Genomic DNA, 19,704 nt, shown 5'->3' on the forward strand with positions numbered 1-19,704 from the left:
GTCCGGCTGCCGTCGGGTACTGACGGTACGCGGAATCGTCGCGCGGCGACACTCCTGAACCATCGTGGTCACCCCGCTGACCAGCCGCAACGGGTCCGACCGGTGATCGGGCGAGCTCCGGCGAGGCCGGCCCGCGCGACGTTTCCAACGGCACCGGAGAATGTCACGACTCGGGAAACCGCGAGCGAACCTTCGCCACGTCGACCCGGGTGAGAAATGTGCCGACCGGCCGTCGCGCGAGCAATTCGTGACGCAGGACACCGTGAGCCACCATTCCACCCGCGGGCGGCGGTCAGACCACTTTCCGTAACAACGGTAACCGTTCCCAGACCATCACCAGGGCCAGCGAACCGGCCAGCCCGGCGGTCCACAGCGCGGCCAGTTGGGCCAGACCACCGCCGAGTCCCTCGGCCTGGGGCAGCATCGCACCCAGCCCGGCGATGAACACGGGATGCGCCAGGTACACCCCGAACGTGCGGCCGGACGGTCGCTCGGTCCGCGCCGAGCCGACCGAGCCGGTGGCGGACCGGGCGGTGACCCCGGCGAACAGCGCCACCGCCGCCAGCACGGCCGCGGGGTGCAGGAACGACTCGGTGTAGTCCACCGCGGCCGGCGCGCCCGAGCGGACCGCGAGCAGGTAGGCGCCCCAGCACGCCGCCGCGGCGAGCACGCCCACGGTCAGCCAGGGCCACCGGCGGCGGGCCGGCCGCAGGTTCGCGAGGTGGTGGCCGAGCAGGAAGTAGCCCACGAACGGGACGAACAGCGACACCGCGTTCGCGCCACCCGTACCCAACCGCCAGTCGAGCAGGCCGGACACCACGGCCAGTGCCAGCGCACCCACCGCGAGCAGCCGGTTGCCCTCGGGGGTCAGGCCGTGCACGACCAGGCGGAGGAAGGGCGCGAGCAGGTACAGGCCGGCCGCGATGAAGAGGTAGTAGAGGTGGTACATCGGGCGGCCGAGCAGCACGGCGTCGAGCATCCCCGCCGGACCACCCTCGGTGATCCGCGGGTCGCCGGCGCCGAACCACCGCTGCAGGCCGAGGTAGGCGACGCTCCAGAACAGCAGTGGCCAGCCGATCCTGCCCAGTCGGCGGGCGGTGACCGCGCCGATCCGCTTTGGCCCGAGCGGGGCGACCGGCTCCGAGGCCGGCGCGGCGCCCCCCGCACCGGCCGGCGGCACGACTCGGTCCCGCGCCGATGAGGTCGGCGCGACCGCGGGCGGGCCGGCCGGCGGCGCGGGCGACCGCGGCCGCTCCCGGTCGCGCAGCAGCAGCGCCCCGCTGATCATGACGAACACCGGGACCGCTCAGCGCGGGGTCATCACGGCCGCCGACGCCGGCCACCACGCGGCCGAACACGCGGCCGCGTGGTTGACGATGTGCGACCCCGCGTGCCCACCGACCACGACCACCGCCGCCGCGATCCGCAGCCGGTCGAGCCGGCCGTCGCGCGCGCCGGCCGCACCGGTGAGCCCCCGCGCCGATCCGAGCCGGTCGGCCCGCTCGCCCCCGGCGTCGGGTGCCGGGCCCGCCGGTGCCGCTCCGGCCCGCACGGCCGGCCGACGGGCCGGCGCCGTTCCTCGGAAAGGGCCGGCACCGGCGGTGTCGCTCGTCACGTGTCCCTCCGGTTCGTCCGGTTGCTCGAGCCAATTCCATCGCGCGCGGTTGACCGGGTGTTAGCCGCCGGTTCGCTTTTCACCCCCGAGGTGTCGGTGTTTTTTCCGGAATCCGGCATTTCTCTACTCAGAGCAGGTGCCGGCGCCAGCGCTACGGAATTCTCGAGCGGCGCGATCACCCGTATGCACTAAGTAACAAATAGCTCGATTGAGCGATATGCGGATTGCCTGATCGAGGGGATGCCGGGTTAGCCTCTGCGCGTCGGTGGTCACGGACACCGGCTCACACTGGCTCGGCGACCTCGTTCGGGCTACCCCATCGGTGGCTTTGGCGCCGCGCACCGCTGCGCGCCCCGAGCCGCCCGCACCACCACCGCTCCACCCCGGACGGGCTCCCCCGCCCGTGCCCTGACAACGGGAGAAATCGGTGTCCCAAGCTCTCTGCGGGAAGGACGCGGCACCCGCCGAGGACGTCGTCGGCGCCCCGCGCCCGGCGGTGACCACGGCGACCACGGCGACCACGGCGGCCACGGCGACCTCGGCACCCACGGGGGCACAGCGCCGGCTGGGCCAGTCGCTGGTCACCGGACTGTCCGACGTGGTCTGCGCGGCGCTCGCGGTCGTCCTGGTCGGACCGGCGGTGGGCTGGCCGGTGGCGGCCGGCGCCGCCGCGCTGGTGCTCGTCACCGCGCCCGCCGGCCTCGACGGCTACCACTGGCGGTCGGCCCCCTCGGTGCTCGACGACGCCCCCGGCCTCATCGGTCGCGGCTGCGTCGCCGCGCTCGCCGCCGTCGCCGCGCTCGTGCTCGCCGACGCCCCGGACGAGGCGAAGGGCGTGCTGCTGGCCGCGGCCGCCATCGCGGCGCTGACGCTCGCTGGCAGGGTCTGCGCCTACACGGTCCTCGGCCGGCTCCGCCGGCGCGGCATCGGCCTGGCGAGCGCGATCGTCATCGGCTGCGGCGAGGAGGGCCTGCGGCTGGGCCGCGCCCTGCGCGCGAACCCCGACTACGGCGCCAGGGTGGTCGGCTTCGTCGACGACGGCCCCGCCCCCGCCGGCACGGGCGCGCCGCCCCTGCTCGGCCCGCTCGACGACCTGCCCGACCTGGTCCGCCGGCACGGCGTCGACCTGGTGCTGGTGGCCTTCGGCCGGCGCGGGTCCGCGGAGCTGGTCGAGCCGCTGCGCGCCCTGGGCCGACTGCGCTGCAGGATCCACATCCTGCCCCGGCTGTTCGAGATGTACGACGTCCGCAGGGCCGAGCTGGTGGACGGCATCGCGCTGGTGCGGCTGCGCCGGGCCGCCTTCCGCCGGCGCACGCTGATGGTCAAGCGCGTCGTGGACACCACGCTGGCCGCGCTGGCACTGGTCCTGCTCAGCCCGGTGCTCGCCGTGGTCGCCCTCGCGGTCCGCCTCGAGTCCGGCCCCGGAGTGATCTTCAAGCAGCAGCGTGTCGGGATGAACGGGGTGCCGTTCACGCTGTACAAGTTCCGCTCGCTCAGACCGGTGGGCGACGAAGCCGACACCCGGTGGAACATCGACCACGACAGCCGGCTCGGCCCCGTTGGCCGGTTCATCCGCCGGACCAGCCTGGACGAGCTGCCGCAGCTGTGGAACATCGTCAAGGGCGACATGAGCGTCGTCGGGCCCCGGCCGGAGCGGCCGTACTTCGTGGACGAGTTCAGCAGGACGGTGCCCGGCTACGCGCACCGCCACCGTGTCCCGGTCGGGCTCACCGGCTACGCCGTGACGCACGGGCTGCGCGGCGACACCTCGATCGAGCACCGGGCGCTGTTCGACAACCTGTACGCCGAGTCCTGGTCGCTGTGGCTGGACGTCAAGATCGTGCTCCGCACCGCCCGGCAGGTGCTGTGGCCCCGCTGACCACCGGAACCACTCCCGCGGCACCCGGCACCGCGACGAACCGGTTCCTCGTGCGCGCCGGCGCGCTGTCCGCTGGCCTGGTCGCGCTCGGCTCGCTGCTCGGCCTCGTCCGCGACCTGCTGGTCGCCGCGCTGTTCGGCGCCAGCGGCGACACCGACGCCTTCCTCGTCGCGTGGACCGTGCCGGAGACGGTGTCCCCGCTGCTCGTCGAGGGCACGATGGCGCTGGTGATGGTCCCGGCGTTCGGCCGCGCGCTCGCCGCCGCCGGGGACGCCCGCCGGCACCACCCCGCGGTCGACGACGTCGTGGCCGCCACCTTCGCCCGCATCGTCGCGGTGCTGATCGTGGTCGGCGGCCTGGTCGTCGCGTTCGCACCGTGGCTGGTGGACGCGCTCGCCCCCGGCCTCGCCCACCGCGACGTGGCGGTCGACTGCATGCGGCTGGTGTCGGTGACCGTGCCGCTGATCGGCGTCGCCGGGTACATGTCCGCGGCGCTGCGCTCGCACGGACATTTCGGCCCGCCGGCCGCGATCTACCTCGCCTACAACGTCGGCATCATCGGCAGCATCGGCCTCGGGCACTCCGCCTTCGGGGTGCGCGGCGCCGCGGCCGGGCTGTCCGTCGGCGCGGCGTTCATGGTGCTCGTCCAGCTCGGCCCCTACCTGCGGCACGTGGGCCTGCCACCGCTGGCATGGCGACGCAGCGGGCTGGTCGCGCTCGGCGCGTTCGTGCCGGTCGGCGGCTACACCCTGCTCCGACAGGCGCAGGTGTTCGTGGAACGGTACCTGGCCGCGCCACTCGAACCGGGGACGATCTCCCACCTCAACTACGCGCAGAAGGTGGCCCAGGTCCCGCTGACGCTGTCGGCGATGGCGGCCGCGGTGACGTTCCCGATCCTGGCCCGCAGCGTCGCCGCCGGCCGGCGGGACGAGGCCCGCCGGCGGATGGAGACCGACCTGCTGGTGATCGGCGCGGTGGCGCTGCTGGCCACCGCCTTCCTCGCGACGTTCGCCCCGGCGGTGGTCGCGCTGCTGTTCCAGCGCGGCGAGTTCGGCCCCGAGGACACGGCCGCCACCGCCGCGATCATGCGGGTGTACGTGCTCGGCCTGCTCGGTCAGGCGATGGTGGACCTGCTCTGCCGCAGCTACTTCACCCGGGAGCGGCCGAGCTGGCTGCCGGCCGCGGCGATGACCGCCGGACTGCTCGCCACGGCCGTGCTGGCGGCGTGGCTGGTCCGGCCGTGGGGCGCGGCCGGCATCGCGCTCGCCAACGCGGCCGGGATCACCCTCACCGGGGTGCTGCTCGCCGGGTCCGCCCGCGGCCGGCTGCCGTCGGCGCCGGGCCGGGCGGTCTACGCGCGGCTGGCCCTGCTTCTGGTGCCGACCGCGGCGACCGTGGCCGCCGGGGCGTTGCTGCGGGAACCGCTGGCCGGGTGGCCGCCGCCGGTCGCGGTCGCGGTGGGCGGGGTGGCCTCGGTCGCGATCTTCGCCGGGGTGGTCGCCGCCGGCTGGTGGCTGACCAGGGCACGGAGAGGAGTCGCATGACCTTCCGGACACCGTCCGGCCGCTACCCGATGGTGTGGATGTACCACTCGATCAACGATTACACCGAGGATCCCTACCAGGTCACCGTGCGCCCGGACCGGTTCGCCGCCCAGCTGACCTGGCTGCGCCGGCGCGGCCTGCGCGGGGTGTCGATGCGCGAGCTGGTCGAGGACCCGCGGGACGCCGTCGGCCTGACCTTCGACGACGGCTACGCCGACTTCGCCGAGGTCGCGGTGCCGATCCTGGCCGCGCACGGCTGCACCGCCACGGTGTTCGTGCTGCCGGGCCGGTTGGCCGGCAGCAACGAGTGGGACGCGGACGGCCCGCGCAAGCCGCTGATGACCGCGGCGCAGATCCGCGCGGTCGCCGCGGCCGGGATGGAGGTGGCCTCGCACGGCCTGCGGCACCGCCCGATGCCGGAGCTGAGCGCCGCCGAGCTGGCCGAGGAGGTCACCGGAAGCAGGGCCGCGGTGGCGTCGCTGACCGGGACGCCGCCGGCCGGGTTCGCCTACCCGTACGGGCGGTTCGACGAGAGCACTCGGCGCGCGGTCAAGGCGGCCGGCTACCGCTACGCCTGCGCCGTCGGCCATCCCCCGCGCCCCGACGACCTCGCGCTGCCCCGAATGTTCGTCGGCGACCGGGACACCGGGCCGCGGCTGCACGCCAAGCGGTGGCGGCACGCCCTGCGGGAACGGAGGCCTTCATGAGCGACACTGGCGGAGCGTGCGGAGCAACGATCATGGAGGCCGACCGGGTGCGGGTGTCCCGCATGACACGGAGGGCGCCGTGAGGGTGCTGCACGTCATCACCGGGCTGGCCGCCGGCGGCGCCGAGACCCAGCTGCGGCACCTGCTGCGGCACAGCGCCGCCGACGCCGAGGTGATCGCGCTGACCAACCCGGGCGCGGTGGCCGACGCCCTGCGGGCCGACGGCGTCCCGGTGTCCTGTGTGGACATGCGCGGCAACCGGGATCTCACCGCGCTGCCCCGGCTGGTGGGCCGGATCCGCGCCGGCCGGTTCGACGTGGTGCACACCCACCTGTACCGGGCGATGCTGTTCGGCCGGCTCGCCGCGCGGCTGGCCGGGGTGCGGCACGTGGTGGCCACCGAGCACTCGCTCGCGGCGACCACCATCGAGGGCCGGCCGCGTGACCGGGCCGGGGTGCGCGCGCTGTACCTGGCGGCCGAGCGGCTCGGCCGACTCACCGTCGCGGTGTCCGAGCGGGTCGCCGGCGCGATGGTGGAGTGGGGGGTGCCGGCGGAGCGAATCCGCGTGGTGCCCAACGGGATCGACCTGGACGCGTTCGCCTTCGACGGTGCCGCACGGGCGGAGGCGCGGGCGCGGCTGGGCCTCGCCCCCGAGGCGTTCGTGGTGGGCGCGGTGGGGCGGCTGGTGCCGACCAAGCGGTTCGACGTGCTGGTCCGGGCGCTGCCCGCGATGCCCGGCGCCGTGCTGCTGATCGCCGGTGAAGGTCCACTTCGGACTACCCTGGCGGAGCTGGCGGCCCGGTTGGGGGTGCGGGAGCGGGTGCTGCTCGCCGGCGAGGTGGACGACATGCGCGGCATGCTGTCCGCCGTGGACGTGCTCGGCTCGCCGTCCACCGAGGAGACCTTCGGCCTGGCGATCCTGGAGGCGCTGGCCGCCGGGCTGCCGACGGCGTACGCGTGCTGCCCGGCGCTGGACGGCCTGCCGGCCGGCGCCGCGCCGAGGGCCCGGCGAGCCGACCCCACACCGGAGGCGTTCGCCGCCGCGCTCACCGCGCTGCGCGGCGACCCGGCACGGGAGGTGCCGCCCGCGGCCCGGCACTACGACATCGCCCGCGCCGCGGCCGCGATCGACGCGCTCCACTCCGAGCTCGTCACCGGGGCGAGGGCGGCGGCATGAGTCTCCGGGTACTGCACGTGGCGCAGCCGACCACCGGCGGTGTCGCCCGGTACGTCGCCACGGCCGCGGCCGATCAGCGCCGCCGCGGGTGGGACGCCGTGGTGGCCTGCCCGGACGGCGGCACCCTCCCGGGCACGCTGCGCCACTGGGGTGTGCCCCGGCTGCCGTGGCCGGCCGCCCGCTCCCCCGGGCCGGGCACCGTGGCGGAGATCGCCAGGGTGCGGCGGATCGTCGCCGCGACCCGGCCGGACGTGGTGCACCTGCATTCGGCGAAGGCCGGCCTGGCCGGCCGGCTGGCGGTGCGCGACCGCCGGCCCACCGCGTTCCAGCCGCACGGCTGGTCGTGGCTCGCGGCCACCGGCGCGGTGGCGGAGGCCGCCCGGCGCTGGGAGCGGGTCGCCACCCGGTGGACCGGCGCGCTGGTGTGCGTCGGCGACGGCGAGGCCGCGCAGGGCCGCGCGGCCGGGGTGGGCGCGGTGACGGTGGTACGCAACGGCGTCGACCTGGCCGAGTTCGCGCCCACGGACGACGGCACCACCAGGGCCCGGATCGGGATCGCGCCGGAGGTTCCGGTCGCCGTCTGCCCTGGCCGGCTGACCCGGCAGAAGGGGCAGGACGTGCTGCTCGCCGCGTGGCCGGCGGTGCGGGCCCGCTGCCCGGACGCGCGGCTGGTGCTGGTCGGCGACGGCGAGCTCGGCCCGGCGCTGCGCGCGGCCCGCCCGGAGGGGGTGGACCTCGTGCCCGCGGTCGCCGACGTGCGGCCGTGGTACGCCGCCGCCGACGTCGTGGTGCTGCCGTCCCGCTGGGAGGGGTTGTCGCTGACCGCGCTCGAAGCGTTCGCCAGTGGCCGCCCGGTGGTCGGCAGTGATGTGCCGGGGCTGGCCGAGGTGCTCACCGCCGGCTGCGCCACCGGCGTGCCTCCGGAGGACCCGTCGGCGCTCGCGGCCGCGCTGGCCGACCGGCTGGCCGACCTGCCCGGCACCCGCGCCGCGCGGGCCGCCGCGCTGGTCCACGCCAGGCGGTTCGACCTGCGGGAGACCCTGGACCGGTTGGCCGAGCTCACCGAGCGACTCGCGCGGCCGGGTCCGTAGTGGACCGGCGGGACGCGCTCAGGGCGGGCGCGGTCGCGCTGACGGGAGGTCTGATGGGACAGCTGCCCGGGGCCACCCCGGCGTCGCCGCGGCTCGGCGCCGGCGCCACCGCGCTGAACGTGGTCGACGTCGGCGCCGTTGGCGACGGCCGCACCGACGACACCGCGGCGATTCAGCGGGCGCTGGCCGGCGCCGCGGAGGGGACCACGGTGGTGTTCCCCGGAGGCCGGACCTTCGCGTTGTCCGGCGGCCTGGCGGTCGGCCGGCGGCTGGTGCTCACCGGCGGCGGGGTGCTGTCGTTCGTCGCCGGGATCGAGCACGGGCCGGCACTGCGGCTGGCCGCCGATGGCTGCCGGGTCGACGGGCTGCGGCTGCGCAACCCGAACCTGCTGCGCGCCGTGGACGGCGAGGCCAACACCGGCATCCTGGTCGCCGCCAACGACGTGGTGGTCACCGGGTGCCACCTCGAGCTGTTCCAGTACGGCATCGCCGTGCAGAGCACCGGCGGCGAGTTCACCGACATCGTGATCAGCCAGAACCGGGTCGCCGACGTCCTCGGCTCGGGTTCATCCACATCGGACGCCGGGGAGGACCGTGGCGACGGGATCACCGTCTGGGGCGCGCGGGTCAGCGTCGTGGGCAACGTGGTCTCCGCGGCCGAGGGCACCGACGCCCGGATCGGCATCCACTGCGAGGCGCTCTCCGCCGGGCGCAACCGCACGTTCCCCGCGCACACCGACGCGCTGGTCACCGTCAGCGGGAACGTGGTGCGCGGGCGGTTCCGCCGCGGCATCGTCTGCGAGGAGATGCGAGCCGTGACGATCACCGGCAACGTGGTCGCCGACCCCACCTGGTGGGGCATCGCGCTGATCGCCTCCGCCGACTGCGCGGTGACCGGCAACACCGTCGTGTGGACCCGCACCGCCGCCGACCTGCAGGGCGAGACCTTCGCGCCACGCCGGTGCGCGCTGCACTGCCTCGGCGGGGTGCGCAACAGCGTGTTCACCGGCAACGTCGTGCGGGCCGCCGCCGGCTCGGCGCTGTTCAGCTACTTCACCGCGACCGCGGCCGACCAGCTGGACCCGCCGACCCCCACCGACGTGCTCGTGGCGGACAACGGCTTCGCCGCCGACGACGGAGCCGACGTGCGGTTCGGCGTCACCTCGGACGTGCGGACGACCCGGTTGCGGGTGCGCGGCAACACGGTGCGCGGCTTCACCGAGCGCGGGTTCTGGGGCTTCGGCGCCGAGCGGGCGGAGATCCGGGACAACCTGTTCGAGGCGGCGCCGGCGGCGACCGGGGACAGCGTGGGCGTCCACTGCGCCGAGGACTCCGGCGACGACATGTCGATCTGCGGCAACACGGTGCGCGGCACGGCCACCGGCATCCTCCGGGCGAACGGCTCCGGCACGCTGATCACCGGCAACACGGTCGAGGCCGCGACCCGGGGCATCGACTGCTGGGGCACCGAGCGGTCGATGGTGAGCGGCAACGTGGTGCGGGTACCCGGGCCGGAGAAGATCGTCAACGTCGACGCCGCGCGCGAGCTGGTGGTGCGGGACAACCTCACGCCGTGACGGCCGGTGACCCGCCCCGCGCCCGCGCGTCCCGCTCCCGCTGGGCGCGGAACCGGACGAACAGCAGCGGGAACAGCGGCAGCAGCGGGGTGAGGTGCTTGAGGTAGGAGCCGTAGTCCGGTTCGAACACCGCCTGCACGGTGAGCATGGCCAGCAGCAGGGACACCGCCCTGGCCATCGGCACGTCACGGGCGAACCAGCCGCGCCGGGTGCCCCACGCGACGCCGCGGGCCACGGTGCCCAGCCAGAGCGCGGCGATCACGACGGAGAAGCCGAGGTAGACCACCGAGCCGTCGAGCAGCAGCGGAATCGGCACCACCAGCAACAGCACGGTCAGCGCCGCGTTGGCGGCGGCCAGCGGCGGGGTGTCCGCCGGCAGGTAGTCCTGGATCGCCGACTGCGCGTTCGGCGAGTTGACCCGGTACTGGGCCACGATCTCCCGGAACGTGTTCAGGTCCTGGCCGAGCAGGACCTCCACGCCGACCGCGAAGGCCAGCAGCGCGCCGGCCATGACCAGCGGCACCCAGACCGGGGTGCGGGCCCTGCGCAGCACCAACCGCAGCAGCACGTACACGCCGGCCACGAGGAACCAGTACTCGCGCAGGGTGGCGGCGTAGAGGCAGGCGGCCGCGACGAACACGACGTCGCCGAGCACCGAGCGGGGCAGCAGCACCAGGCCGAGCACCAGCAGCAGCACCAGGCTCTCCTTCGAGTACTGCGCGAGGTAGACGGCGCAGGCCGCGGCGCAGAAGCAGAAGATCCCGGTCTCGTACACGGTGAATCGGGTCAGCGCCGACCACGGCGCGCAGGTGAACAGCAGCGCGAAGAACAGCAGCATGGTGACCGCCTGCACGGCCGTCGGGTGGCCCATCGCGCCCAGGGCGCGGTAGATCCACGCCATCACCACGAACGAGTCCGCCGAGTCCGGGGTGGCGGTCGGCATCACCGCCTGCAGGTGCCGGTCGTCGAGGAAGTACTTCTCCGGCAGGAATCTCCGGTTGACCAGGCCGAAGAAGAAGCACACCGGCAACCACACGAGCACGACCAGCTGGGGCAGCAGCCGGCCGGCGGACCCCGCCGCGCGGGGCGCCACGCTGGTGTGCTGTCCCATCCGGCTCCCGCTCCGCCCGGCCTCCGACCACGCCGGCCCTCCTACCGGGGCGGCCGGTCGCGACGACCTAGGATAACCAGCGACGATCGCGGACGGTGGGCAGGAGGACGGGTGGAGTTCGGCGACGTGGTCCGGCTGCTCGGCCGGCGGTGGCTCGTCGTGCTGGCCGCGGTGGTGGCCGGCGGGCTGGCCGGCCTCGCGGGCGCGGCGCTGCTGCCGCCCAGCTACGAGTCGGAGGTGAACCTGCTGTTCAACCGGCAGGGCGCGGCCGAGGTCACCGGCGGTAGCCAGGACCTGCTGCAGCGGATGCCGACGTTCGCCGCGCTCACCACGACGGCGGCGGTGCTGGACCCGGTCGCCGACCGGTTCGGCTACCCCGGTGGGGCGCAGGAACTGCGGAAGAAGGTCACCGCGGTGACGCCGGACTCGACGCTGCTGCTGCGGATCACGGTGACCGACCGCGACCCGACGCGGGCCACCCGGCTGGCCGACGCGGTGGCCGCGAGCTACGCCGACGCCGTCCGCACGGAGTTCGGCACCGACTCCGCGGACAATCCACGGATCGTGGTGGCCACCGTGCAGCCGGGCACGGCGCCCACCGCGCCGGCGTCGCCATCGGTGCCGCTGTTCGTGGCGGCCGGCGCGGTGGGCGGGCTGATGGTGGTGACGATCGTGCTGATGACCGTCACCACCCTGCGCCGCCCGGGCCCCGAGGACCGGCGCGTGCGGGAGCGGCCCAGCCCGCGGCCCCGCGAGCCCGAGCCCGAAACCGAGCCCGACGAGTCGAGGGCCTAGATCCCGATCGCGTCACCTGGCAGTGTCCGTCCAGGTGACCGGCAGTTCGTGGACGCCGTAGATGTTCATGTCGGTCTTGAGTTTCACGTCGCTGGCGGGGATGGCGAGCTCGAGGGTCGGGAAGCGACGCAGCAGGCCGGCGAAACCGGCGCGCATCTCGATGCGGGCCAGTTGCTGGCCGAGGCACTGGTGGACGCCGTGGCCGAAGGACAGGTGACCGCGGGCCGTGCGGTGGATGTCCAGGGTGTCGGGGTCGTCGAAGCGCCGGGGGTCGCGGTTGGCGGCCAGCAGCGAGACGACGACGGTCGATCCCGTGCCGATCGTCTCGCCGCCGAGCTCGATGTCCTCCGTGGCGTAGCGATAGAAGATGTCGGCAATGGACAGGTAGCGCAGGAGCTCCTCGACGGCACCGGGCAACAGGTCCGGGTTGGCGCGCAGTTCGGCCAGCTGCTCGGGGTGTTCCAGGAGCGCGAAGGTGCCCAGCGCCAGCATGTTGGCGGTGGTCTCGTGGCCCGCGAGCAGCAGCAGGAAGGCGATGCCGGTCAGCTCCTCGATGGTGAGGTCGTCATGGCGGGCCAGGTCGGACAGGATGTCCTCGCCAGGTTCGGCGCGTTTGCGCGTGGCCAGTTCGGACAGGTACGTGGTGATCGCGCCGTACGCGGCCATCTTCTCCTCGAGCGTCACGTCCTTTTCCAGGAACTTGGCGGAGTTGACCTGGAAGGTCTCCCGGTCGGCGTAGGGGACGCCGAGCAGTGCGCAGATCACCAGCGAGGGCACCGGCAGCGCGAACTCCGCGACCAGGTCGACCGGCGGGGTCAGGCGCGCCAGCTCGTCCAGTTGCCGCTCGGCGATGTCGACGATGTTCTCTTCGAGCTGCTTCATGCGTTTGACGGTGAAGGTGCCGGTGAGCCTTCTCCGTAGCCGGGTGTGGTCCGGCGGGTCCATGGCGATGAACAAGCCCGGCACCTGCGGGGACGGTTCGGTAGCGGCGGGCATGCCGGGGGTCTCGTACGGCACGTGGAGAACGCCGATGTCCTGGCGGGAGCTGAACCTGGTGTCGGCCATGAGCTGGCGGACCGCGTCGTAGCCGGTGACGAGCCAGCCCTCGTGACCGTCGGGGAAGACCATGGGACTGACCGGGCGGGCCTCGCGCAGCCGGGTGATCTCGCGGGGCGGGTCGAAGGGACCTGCATCGCGCTCCATGGGGAGACCGTGCGGGATCGGAACCGGGTGACTCATCGGACTTCCTTTCGTGGCGGTTGTCGCGGCCACCCTCACCGACGGACCAGCCATACGACTGACACGGCTCTGACATGGCTCTGACACCGACCACGATCACCACGTGCTGCTGGAGTACGAGCCGTACCTCGGCAGGACGTTCTGGCGCCGTGATGGCACCACGACGTCGAGGTTCAGCTTGGGGTGCGAGGGCGACTCAGGCGAGCCCGCGCACGACGCGCGCGGGTGGGCGGTCCCCCTGGACGGCGGCCACCATCTCCAGCACGTGCCGGGTCCGGCGCACCTCGTGCACCCGGAACACCCTGGCACCCGCGGCGGCGGCCAGCGCGGTGGCGGCGAGGGTGCCGTCGACCCGCTCGGTCACCTCCACGCCGAGCGTCTCCCCCACGAAGTCCTTGTTGGACAGGGCCATGAGGACCGGCCACCCGGTCGCCACCAGCGCGTCGGCGTGCCGCAGCAGCTCCAGCCCGTGCCAGGTGTTCTTGCCGAAGTCGTGGGTCGGGTCGAGCAGCACCCCCTCGCGGGGCACGCCGCGGGCCACCACGGCCTCGGCCAGCCGCGTGGTCTCCTCGACCACGGATCGCACCACGTCGGCGTAGCGCATCCGGAACGGCCGGGTGCGCGGCGGGATTCCACCGGTGTGCGAGCAGACGTAACCGGCGCCGAACTCGGCGGCGACGTCGGCCAGCCGGGGGTCGGCGCCGGCCCAGGTGTCGTTGAGCAGGTCCGCCCCCGCGGCGCAGGCCCGCCGGCCCACCTCGTGGCGCCAGGTGTCGACGCTGATCACCAGGTCCGGGTGACGCCGCCGGACCTCCTCGACCAGCGGCACGACCCTGCGAATCTCCTCGGCGGCGTCCACCTCGGCGCCGGGCCCTGCCTTCACCCCGCCGACGTCGACGATGTCGGCACCCTCCTCGACCGCCCGGTCCACCGCGGCCAGCGCGGCGTCTCGGGCGTAGGTGGCGCCACGGTCGTAGAACGAGTCCGGGGTGCGGTTGACGATCGCCATCACGAGCGCGCGGTCGCGGACCACCCTGCGGCCCCGGAACACCAGCTCGTTCGGCATGCCCACCCCCGTTCGACGGCGCGGACGCCACCGACCGGCGGTGGCGTCCTCCCCGCCACGCTAGCGGACCCACCGGCCCACCCGTCGGATCCGGTCGGAGACCGGCTGCGCGGGATCGGCGCGGGCACGGGCCTGCCCCGGCCGCGGGACGGGCCGGGGCAGGCTGGCGGCGGACCGAAGGGGGTGCCGCGAGGTCAGCCGGCGGTGAGCAGGCGCAGGTTGTAGCGGCTGAGGATTTCCCCCACCGGCTGGAAGTAGGTGGTGCCACCGGAACGGCAGTTGCCGGAGCCACCGGAGGTCACGCCCTGTGCGTGCGCGTTGTTCCGGTCGGCGGTCACCAGCGACCCGCCGGAGTCACCCGGCTCGGCACAGACGGTGGTGCGGATGAGCCCGCTCACCCGGCCCTGGGGGTAGGTCACGGTGGCGTTGCGCGCGGTGATCCGGCCGCAGTGCCACCCGGTGGTCGAGCCCGACCGGCACACCGACGCGTTCACCGGCGCCTCCGTGGCCCCGCGCACCTGCACGTTCCCACCCGAGCGGTAACCGTTCACCACCGGCTGCGGGGTCCAGTTCGAGTTCACCCGCACCCAGCCGTAGTCGTTGCCTGGGAAGGACGAACCCTGGAACGTGCCCTGGGTGGCCCGGTTGTACCCGGCGGTGGTGGAGCCGACCCGGCCGCAGTGGCCGGCGGTCACGAAGCCGCCCTGCACCGAGAACCCGATGGAGCAGCGGGTCCGGTTGTCGATGTAGTAGGCGTCGCCGCCCCGCACGTCGTACAGCGGTCGGGGCCGCTCCGCGGTGGCCTCGATCCGGACGGTGCCGGCCGGTGCCCCGCTGTCGGCAGCGAACCGCTCCGCGGCACCCACCGCGTAGCCGTGCGCGAGCACCACCAGGGCGTTGGCCTGCTCGTCGACGTACCACGACACCACCGACTCCGGCGCGGTCTCCGCGTTGCGGTCGAGCGCGGCCTTGGCCGCGTCGAGGGTGGCCTTGTCGTGTGCGACGACCGTGGGCACGGCCCCGGCGGCACGCACGGCGTCCGCGTCGGCCTCGTCGGCGACCGCGACGACCAGGCGGCTGCCGTCGTCGGTCAACCACGAGCCGACGAACCGGTTCCCGAGCTCCGCGCGCAGCCGCTGGTCGGCGGCGATCGCGCGCTGCTCGCCGGCGAGCCGGGCGCGCGCCTGCTCGGCGGTCAGGCCGAGGTCGCGCTGGTACGCGGTGAACATGTCGGTGCCGGGGGTCTCCGGGGTGACGGAACCCGCGGTGGCGGGAATGGCCATGGCGGCGACCAGCGCCGCGGTCGGCACCGCCACTGACAGTAGTCGGAGCAGTCTGCGGGACATGCCGCTTCTCCTTCGCAGGGTGACCGGCACGGCCCGCCCGGGTTTGGTCGGGCGGGCCGAGCCGAGGCAGGGACGAGGCGAATCTTTCGGTCAAAACGCTAGGTCGGTGCGCCGCGGCGGCGCCAATACTAGTTACCTCATATCGTTGGCGTTACCTCAATTCGTCGGCATTGCGCCGCCACCACCGCGCGTACGCGGGGTTGCGCCGCACCGCCGCCGCGAACGCCTCCTCCGCGTACCGCGCCATCCGCTCGCCGAGCACGGTCGCCGGCGCCTCCTCGTGCCACCCGAGGTAGTGCCGCCAGCGCAGCGGGGCGCCGGCCAGCGGCAGGGCCCGCAGCCGGGCCAGCGGCGGCAAGCTCGGCTTGCACAGCACCACCGCGTCGCCGGCCTGGGCCAGCTCGATGCAACTGACCACGTCCGTCTCGTAGGTCGGCAGCGGGGTGAACCCGGCGCGGGTGCACGCGGCGGCGAAGCAGTCGCCGAAGCAGCCCTCGCCGCGGGTGGCCGCCCAGCGGGCCAGCGCCAGGTCGGCCAGCCGGACCTCGTCGCCGGCGGCCAGCGGGTGCGTCTCCGGCAGCAGCACACCCACCGCGTCCAGCCCCACCTCCCGCCAGACCAGCCCCGGCTCGGTCGGCGGCGACGCGGTGCCGCACAGCCCGATCAGGGCGAAGTCGAGCCGGCCGGCGACCAGCATCCCGACCAGCTCGCCCACCGACCACGAGGTGTGCGTGGCGACGTGGGCGTGCGGGAAGTCCGCGGCGAATCGGTGCACCAGCCCGCGCAGCACCGGGGTGTTGATCGCACCGATCCGGCAGTGGTGCGGGTTCGCCGCGGCGCCGGCCAGCCGGGTGGCGTCCTCCTGCAGGCCGCGCACCGCCGGCAGCAACACCCTGGCGCGGGCCAGCACGAGCTCGCCGAGCGCGGTCGGGCGGGCGCCGCGGCGGTCCCGCTCGAACAGGGCACCGCCCAGCGTCCGCTCGATCCGGTGGAGCTGTGCCGACAGCGCCGGCTGGGCGAGCCCCAGCCGTGCGGCGGCCTTCGTCACGCTGCCGGTGTCCGCGATCGCGCAGACCACCTTCAGGTGCCGCAGCTCCAGATCCATGGCTCGACGTTAGGCCGGCCGGCTCCCGCCGGGTACCACCGACCAGCGCCGGCCGGAAGTAGGGAATCGCGCGTCGATGGTCAGAAACGGTGCGAGCTCAGCGGTAGCGCGAGCTCCACACCCTGGCCTTGTAGATCTGCGCACCGGGGCGGGTGCGGGTGAAGTCCGGGCCACGGAACGTCACGGTGTCGGTGCACCAGCCCGTCCGGCAGCCGGCCTTCGGTGCGGTGCGCACCTGCTGGCCGTTGGGCATGCTGCTGACGCTCTTCACGGTCGCCAGCGGGTACGTCGCGACCGCGGCGTCGCGCGACTTGCTGTACCGGTACACGTGGCTCGACGTGCTGATCCACAGCACGTCGTCGTCCTCCAGCGCGGGCGCGAGGTCGTGGCCGCCGCTGGTGGGCAGCGCCCAGGCGTGGGACCGGGTGAGGGTCGGTGCCGCGGCCGTTCCGCCCACCGTCAGCGCCACCAGCTCCGTCTTGCCGAGCGCCCACAGCACCCGCCGAGCCGGGTCCCAGTGCACACCGTGCGCGTCGGCCAGCGTGTACTGGGTGTAGCGGGCCGAGCTCGCGCCCTGGGACGCGGTGTAGACGCGGACGAAGTTGCCGTGGCTGGCCGCCACCGCGACGTTGCCGTCCGGGAGCAACTCCACGCTGTGCGGGTTGCTCGGCGCGCCAGCGTTCACCCCCCAGACGCGCCGGCCGCCCGGGTAGGTCACCAGCGCCGCCAGCCCGCGCGAGTCGGAGACCACCGCGACGTAGGCGCCGGCCCGGTCCTTGCGCAGCTTGACGTCGGTCGGCAGGCCCCACGCCCCGGTCAGCCCGCCGAACCCGTTGTTCGAGGTGGGATGCCAGGTCCACCTCTGCGCGGCCGCCGAACCCCAGTCGGCGACGTCGGGGTCGAGCAGCCGAATCCGCGCCGCGGCGTGGTTGTCGTAGCGCTGGTCCGTGATCGCGACGAGGCGGCTGCCGTCGTCCGCGGCCGCCGGGGACGGGAGGGTGGCCGCGACCACGGCCACCAGCGCCGCGAGCAGGGCCTTCACCGACATTCTTCTCATGTGGTCAGGACTACCAGACCAGCGCGGCCGGTGGTCGACGTTCAGGTGAACCTACGAGATCCCAACAAATCCGTGACACCGCTCAGCCGGTCGGCTGTAGCAGGACCTTGATCGCGCCGTCCCGCTTCTGCTGGAAGATCTCGTAGCCGTACGGCGCCTCCTCCAGCGGCAGCCGGTGGGTGGTGAGGTCCTCCACGCCGAGCGGGTCGTCCTCGTCGGTCACCAGCGGCAGCACGTCGTCCAGCCAGTTCCGCACGTTGGCTTGGCCCATCCGCAGCTGGATCTGCTTGTCGAACAGGTCCATCATCGGCATCGGGTCGACCATGCCACCGTAGACGCCGCTCAGCGAGATGGTGCCGCCCCTGCGCACGGTGTCGATCGCCAGGTGCAGCACGCTCAACCGGTCGATGCCGGCCTTCTCGGTCAACCTCGCGGCGATCGGCCCCGGCAGCAGGGTCACCATCTCCTGGGCCAGTTTGGACAGTGGTGCGCCGTGCGCCTCCATCCCGACCGCGTCGATCACCGAGTCGGGCCCGCGGCCGTCGGTGCGCTCCCGGATGGCGCCGGCGACGTCGCGCTCCGCGCGGACGTCGAGGGTGTCCACGCCGTGCCGGCCGGCCATGGCGAGGCGCTCGGTGACCAAATCGACGCCGATCACCGTGCCGGCGCCACGGTGCCGGGCGATCCGGCAGCACATCTGGCCGATCGGGCCGAGCCCGAACACCGCGACGCTGCCGCCCTCGGGGATGTCGGCGTACTCGACCGCCTGCCACGCCGTCGGCACCACGTCGGACAGGTACACGAACCGCTCGTCCGGCGGCCCCTCGGGCACCGTGATCGGCCCGTAGTGCGCCTGCGGAACGCGCAGGTACTCGGCCTGCCCGCCGGGCACCTGGCCGTAGAGCTTGGTGTAGCCGAACAGCGCACCGCCCTTGCCCTTGTCCCGCACCTGGGTGGTCTCGCACTGCGACTGCAGGCCGCGCTCGCACATGAAGCACCGCCCGCAGGCGATGTTGAACGGCACGACCACCCGGTCGCCGGGCTTCAGGTCGCCGGCGGCGGCGCCGACCTCCTCCACCACGCCCATCGGCTCGTGGCCGAGGACGTCACCCTCGTCGAGGAACGACCCGAGCACCTCGTACAGGTGCAGGTCGGAGCCGCAGATCGCGGTGGAGGTCACGCGGATGATCGCGTCGGTGGGTTCCACCAGCCGGGGGTCGGGGACCGTCTCGACCCGGACGTCCCGCTTGCCGTGCCAGGTGACCGCTTTCATCGTGCCCCTTTCACCGTCGGATGGAGCTTCGGGTACCCGTTCGGGGCGGGTGACAACCCGTTTTCCCCCGAACGCGACCGGGTATGCGCTCGGGACCGAACCGGACCGAGCCGGACCGAGGAGGTGGCGATGCGACGCGAGAGCGACCAACACAGCCCCCGCGAGGACGACGACCTGAAGGCCGAGCTGAGTGGCATGCTGCAGGGCAACCGGCCGACCAGGGCCGAGGAGTGGCGGGACCCCGAGCCGCCCGCCGACGACGACCCCGAGGTGCCGCCGTTCGACGAGGAGCGGAAAGAGCCGCGGTAGCCGCCGGCTGACGTGCCGGGTACCGCGACGGTGCTCGACACGCCGCGGGGCGGCGGCCGGGTGTTCCTGCCGCCGCTCGCCGGCGGGATCATCAAGCGCCGGCCCCGAATGCTCGGCGTGGTCGAGTGGCTGGGGCCGGATCCGGCGCCGTCACGCTGCCGGCGCCGTCACGCTGCCGGGCCGGCGGGACCGCTACGGGCCTCGGCCCGCTGGTGCCGCTGGTGCCCAGACGACTCCCGTACCGCTTCCGTACGCCTTCGATACGACACGGCCGTCCCCGGTGCGGGACCGGGGACGGCCGCTCGGGGTCAGCTGCCGGGGCGGGGCACGTCGCCGCGCCAGGCCCCGGTCTCCGCGCCGCGCCGCTCGATGAACTCCTTGAACCGCTTCATGTCACCCTTGACCCGCAGCTTCAGCGTGCCGGTCTTGTCGGCGACGTTCTCCACGAAGCCCTCGGGGTCGATCTCGAGTTGCGCGGTCACCCTGGTCGTGTTGTCGTCCAGACGATGGAAGGTGATGACACCGGCATGACGCGGACCGCTGTCGGACTTCCACGCCACCCGCTCGTCCGGGTGCTGCTCGGTGATCGTGGCGTCGAACTCCCTGGTCACCCCGCCGACCTCGGTCACCCAGTGCGTGTGGGTGTCGTCGAGCTGCCGGACCTGCTCGACACCCTCCATGAACTCCGGGAAGGACTCGAACTGCGTCCACTGGTTGTAGGCGGTCGGGATCGGGACCTCGACATCCACCGACTCGGTGATGGTGCTCACGGTGCCTCCTTCCGGGGCGGCCGGAGTGGCCCGCCCGCGTCGC

The 19,704-nt window shown here is 74.0% G+C and carries 18 protein-coding genes; 8 read left to right on the forward strand and 10 right to left on the reverse strand.

The genetic code is table 11. From position 1 onward, the window contains the following. Positions 1-292: 292 nt before the first annotated feature. Positions 293-1,297 carry an acyltransferase gene (locus BM051_RS17680; RefSeq protein WP_092531356.1) on the reverse strand — a complete coding sequence of 335 codons (1,005 nt, stop codon included), beginning with the start codon at positions 1,295-1,297 and terminating at the stop codon, positions 293-295. A 9-nt stretch (positions 1,298-1,306) separates the two neighbouring features. Beyond that, the gene (locus BM051_RS17685; protein ID WP_134045990.1) at positions 1,307-1,615 is read right to left on the reverse strand and encodes a hypothetical protein; all 309 of its coding nucleotides are present in this window, start codon (positions 1,613-1,615) and stop codon (positions 1,307-1,309) included. A gap of 427 nt (positions 1,616-2,042) precedes the next feature. Between BM051_RS17685 and BM051_RS17690 the strand changes: the two genes are divergently transcribed. From BM051_RS17690 to BM051_RS17715, 6 genes are all read left to right on the forward strand, one after another. Beyond that, complete coding sequence (locus tag BM051_RS17690; RefSeq protein WP_092531360.1) at positions 2,043-3,494, forward strand: sugar transferase; 1,452 nt, start codon at positions 2,043-2,045, stop codon at positions 3,492-3,494. Beyond that, positions 3,482-5,038: a murein biosynthesis integral membrane protein MurJ gene (gene murJ, locus BM051_RS17695; RefSeq protein ID WP_166677630.1), complete on the forward strand. Its 1,557-nt coding sequence runs from the start codon at positions 3,482-3,484 to the stop codon at positions 5,036-5,038. Before BM051_RS17690 ends, murJ begins: the two co-directional genes overlap by 13 nt. Then, positions 5,035-5,745, forward strand: a complete 711-nt coding sequence (locus BM051_RS17700) for a polysaccharide deacetylase family protein (RefSeq protein ID WP_092531364.1) — start codon at positions 5,035-5,037, stop codon at positions 5,743-5,745. The genes murJ and BM051_RS17700 overlap by 4 nt, the downstream gene beginning before the upstream one ends. Before the next feature lie 79 nt (positions 5,746-5,824). Further along, the gene (locus BM051_RS17705) at positions 5,825-6,922 is read left to right on the forward strand and encodes a glycosyltransferase (protein WP_092531366.1); all 1,098 of its coding nucleotides are present in this window, start codon (positions 5,825-5,827) and stop codon (positions 6,920-6,922) included. Then, positions 6,919-8,013 carry a glycosyltransferase family 4 protein gene (locus BM051_RS17710; protein ID WP_092531368.1) on the forward strand — a complete coding sequence of 365 codons (1,095 nt, stop codon included), beginning with the start codon at positions 6,919-6,921 and terminating at the stop codon, positions 8,011-8,013. The genes BM051_RS17705 and BM051_RS17710 overlap by 4 nt, the downstream gene beginning before the upstream one ends. Before the next feature lie 53 nt (positions 8,014-8,066). Beyond that, entirely contained in the window at positions 8,067-9,590 is a 1,524-nt protein-coding gene (locus BM051_RS17715) for a NosD domain-containing protein (RefSeq protein ID WP_134045988.1), read from the forward strand. Here BM051_RS17715 and BM051_RS29080 read toward each other — a convergent pair. Continuing rightward, positions 9,580-10,701 carry a hypothetical protein gene (locus BM051_RS29080; protein WP_166677629.1) on the reverse strand — a complete coding sequence of 374 codons (1,122 nt, stop codon included), beginning with the start codon at positions 10,699-10,701 and terminating at the stop codon, positions 9,580-9,582. The genes BM051_RS17715 and BM051_RS29080 overlap by 11 nt on opposite strands. A 111-nt stretch (positions 10,702-10,812) precedes the next feature. On the opposite strand from BM051_RS29080, the gene BM051_RS29085 reads away from it, so the two are divergent. Then, positions 10,813-11,496, forward strand: a complete 684-nt coding sequence (locus tag BM051_RS29085) for a YveK family protein (RefSeq protein WP_166677628.1) — start codon at positions 10,813-10,815, stop codon at positions 11,494-11,496. A 12-nt stretch (positions 11,497-11,508) separates the two neighbouring features. Here the strand turns inward: BM051_RS29085 and BM051_RS17725 are convergent, their stop codons facing one another. From BM051_RS17725 to BM051_RS17750, 6 genes are all read right to left on the reverse strand, one after another. Beyond that, complete coding sequence (locus tag BM051_RS17725) at positions 11,509-12,735, reverse strand: cytochrome P450 (protein ID WP_092531372.1); 1,227 nt, start codon at positions 12,733-12,735, stop codon at positions 11,509-11,511. Positions 12,736-12,931: 196 nt separating this feature from the next. Beyond that, positions 12,932-13,801 (reverse strand): dihydropteroate synthase, encoded by an 870-nt coding sequence (gene folP, locus BM051_RS17730; protein ID WP_092532059.1) that lies wholly within the window; start codon positions 13,799-13,801, stop codon positions 12,932-12,934. A 194-nt stretch (positions 13,802-13,995) separates the two neighbouring features. Next, the gene (locus BM051_RS17735; protein WP_208325865.1) at positions 13,996-15,147 is read right to left on the reverse strand and encodes a S1 family peptidase; all 1,152 of its coding nucleotides are present in this window, start codon (positions 15,145-15,147) and stop codon (positions 13,996-13,998) included. A gap of 151 nt (positions 15,148-15,298) precedes the next feature. Beyond that, positions 15,299-16,252 carry a LysR family transcriptional regulator gene (locus BM051_RS17740; protein WP_092531374.1) on the reverse strand — a complete coding sequence of 318 codons (954 nt, stop codon included), beginning with the start codon at positions 16,250-16,252 and terminating at the stop codon, positions 15,299-15,301. 97 nt (positions 16,253-16,349) lie between these two features. Continuing rightward, positions 16,350-17,309: a DUF6528 family protein gene (locus BM051_RS17745; RefSeq protein ID WP_134045986.1), complete on the reverse strand. Its 960-nt coding sequence runs from the start codon at positions 17,307-17,309 to the stop codon at positions 16,350-16,352. Positions 17,310-17,391: 82 nt separating this feature from the next. Further along, a complete protein-coding gene (locus BM051_RS17750; RefSeq protein WP_092531378.1) occupies positions 17,392-18,582 on the reverse strand; it encodes a zinc-dependent alcohol dehydrogenase in 1,191 nt (396 codons plus the stop codon). Between the two features lie 129 nt (positions 18,583-18,711). On the opposite strand from BM051_RS17750, the gene BM051_RS17755 reads away from it, so the two are divergent. Further along, entirely contained in the window at positions 18,712-18,891 is a 180-nt protein-coding gene (locus BM051_RS17755; protein WP_092531380.1) for a hypothetical protein, read from the forward strand. A 308-nt stretch (positions 18,892-19,199) separates the two neighbouring features. On the opposite strand, the gene BM051_RS17760 is transcribed toward BM051_RS17755, so the two are convergent. Continuing rightward, complete coding sequence (locus BM051_RS17760) at positions 19,200-19,661, reverse strand: SRPBCC family protein (RefSeq protein WP_092531382.1); 462 nt, start codon at positions 19,659-19,661, stop codon at positions 19,200-19,202. Between the last annotated feature and the right edge of the window lie 43 nt (positions 19,662-19,704).

This window comes from Amycolatopsis arida, assembly GCF_900115565.1.
Lineage (GTDB): Bacteria > Actinomycetota > Actinomycetes > Mycobacteriales > Pseudonocardiaceae > Yuhushiella > Yuhushiella arida.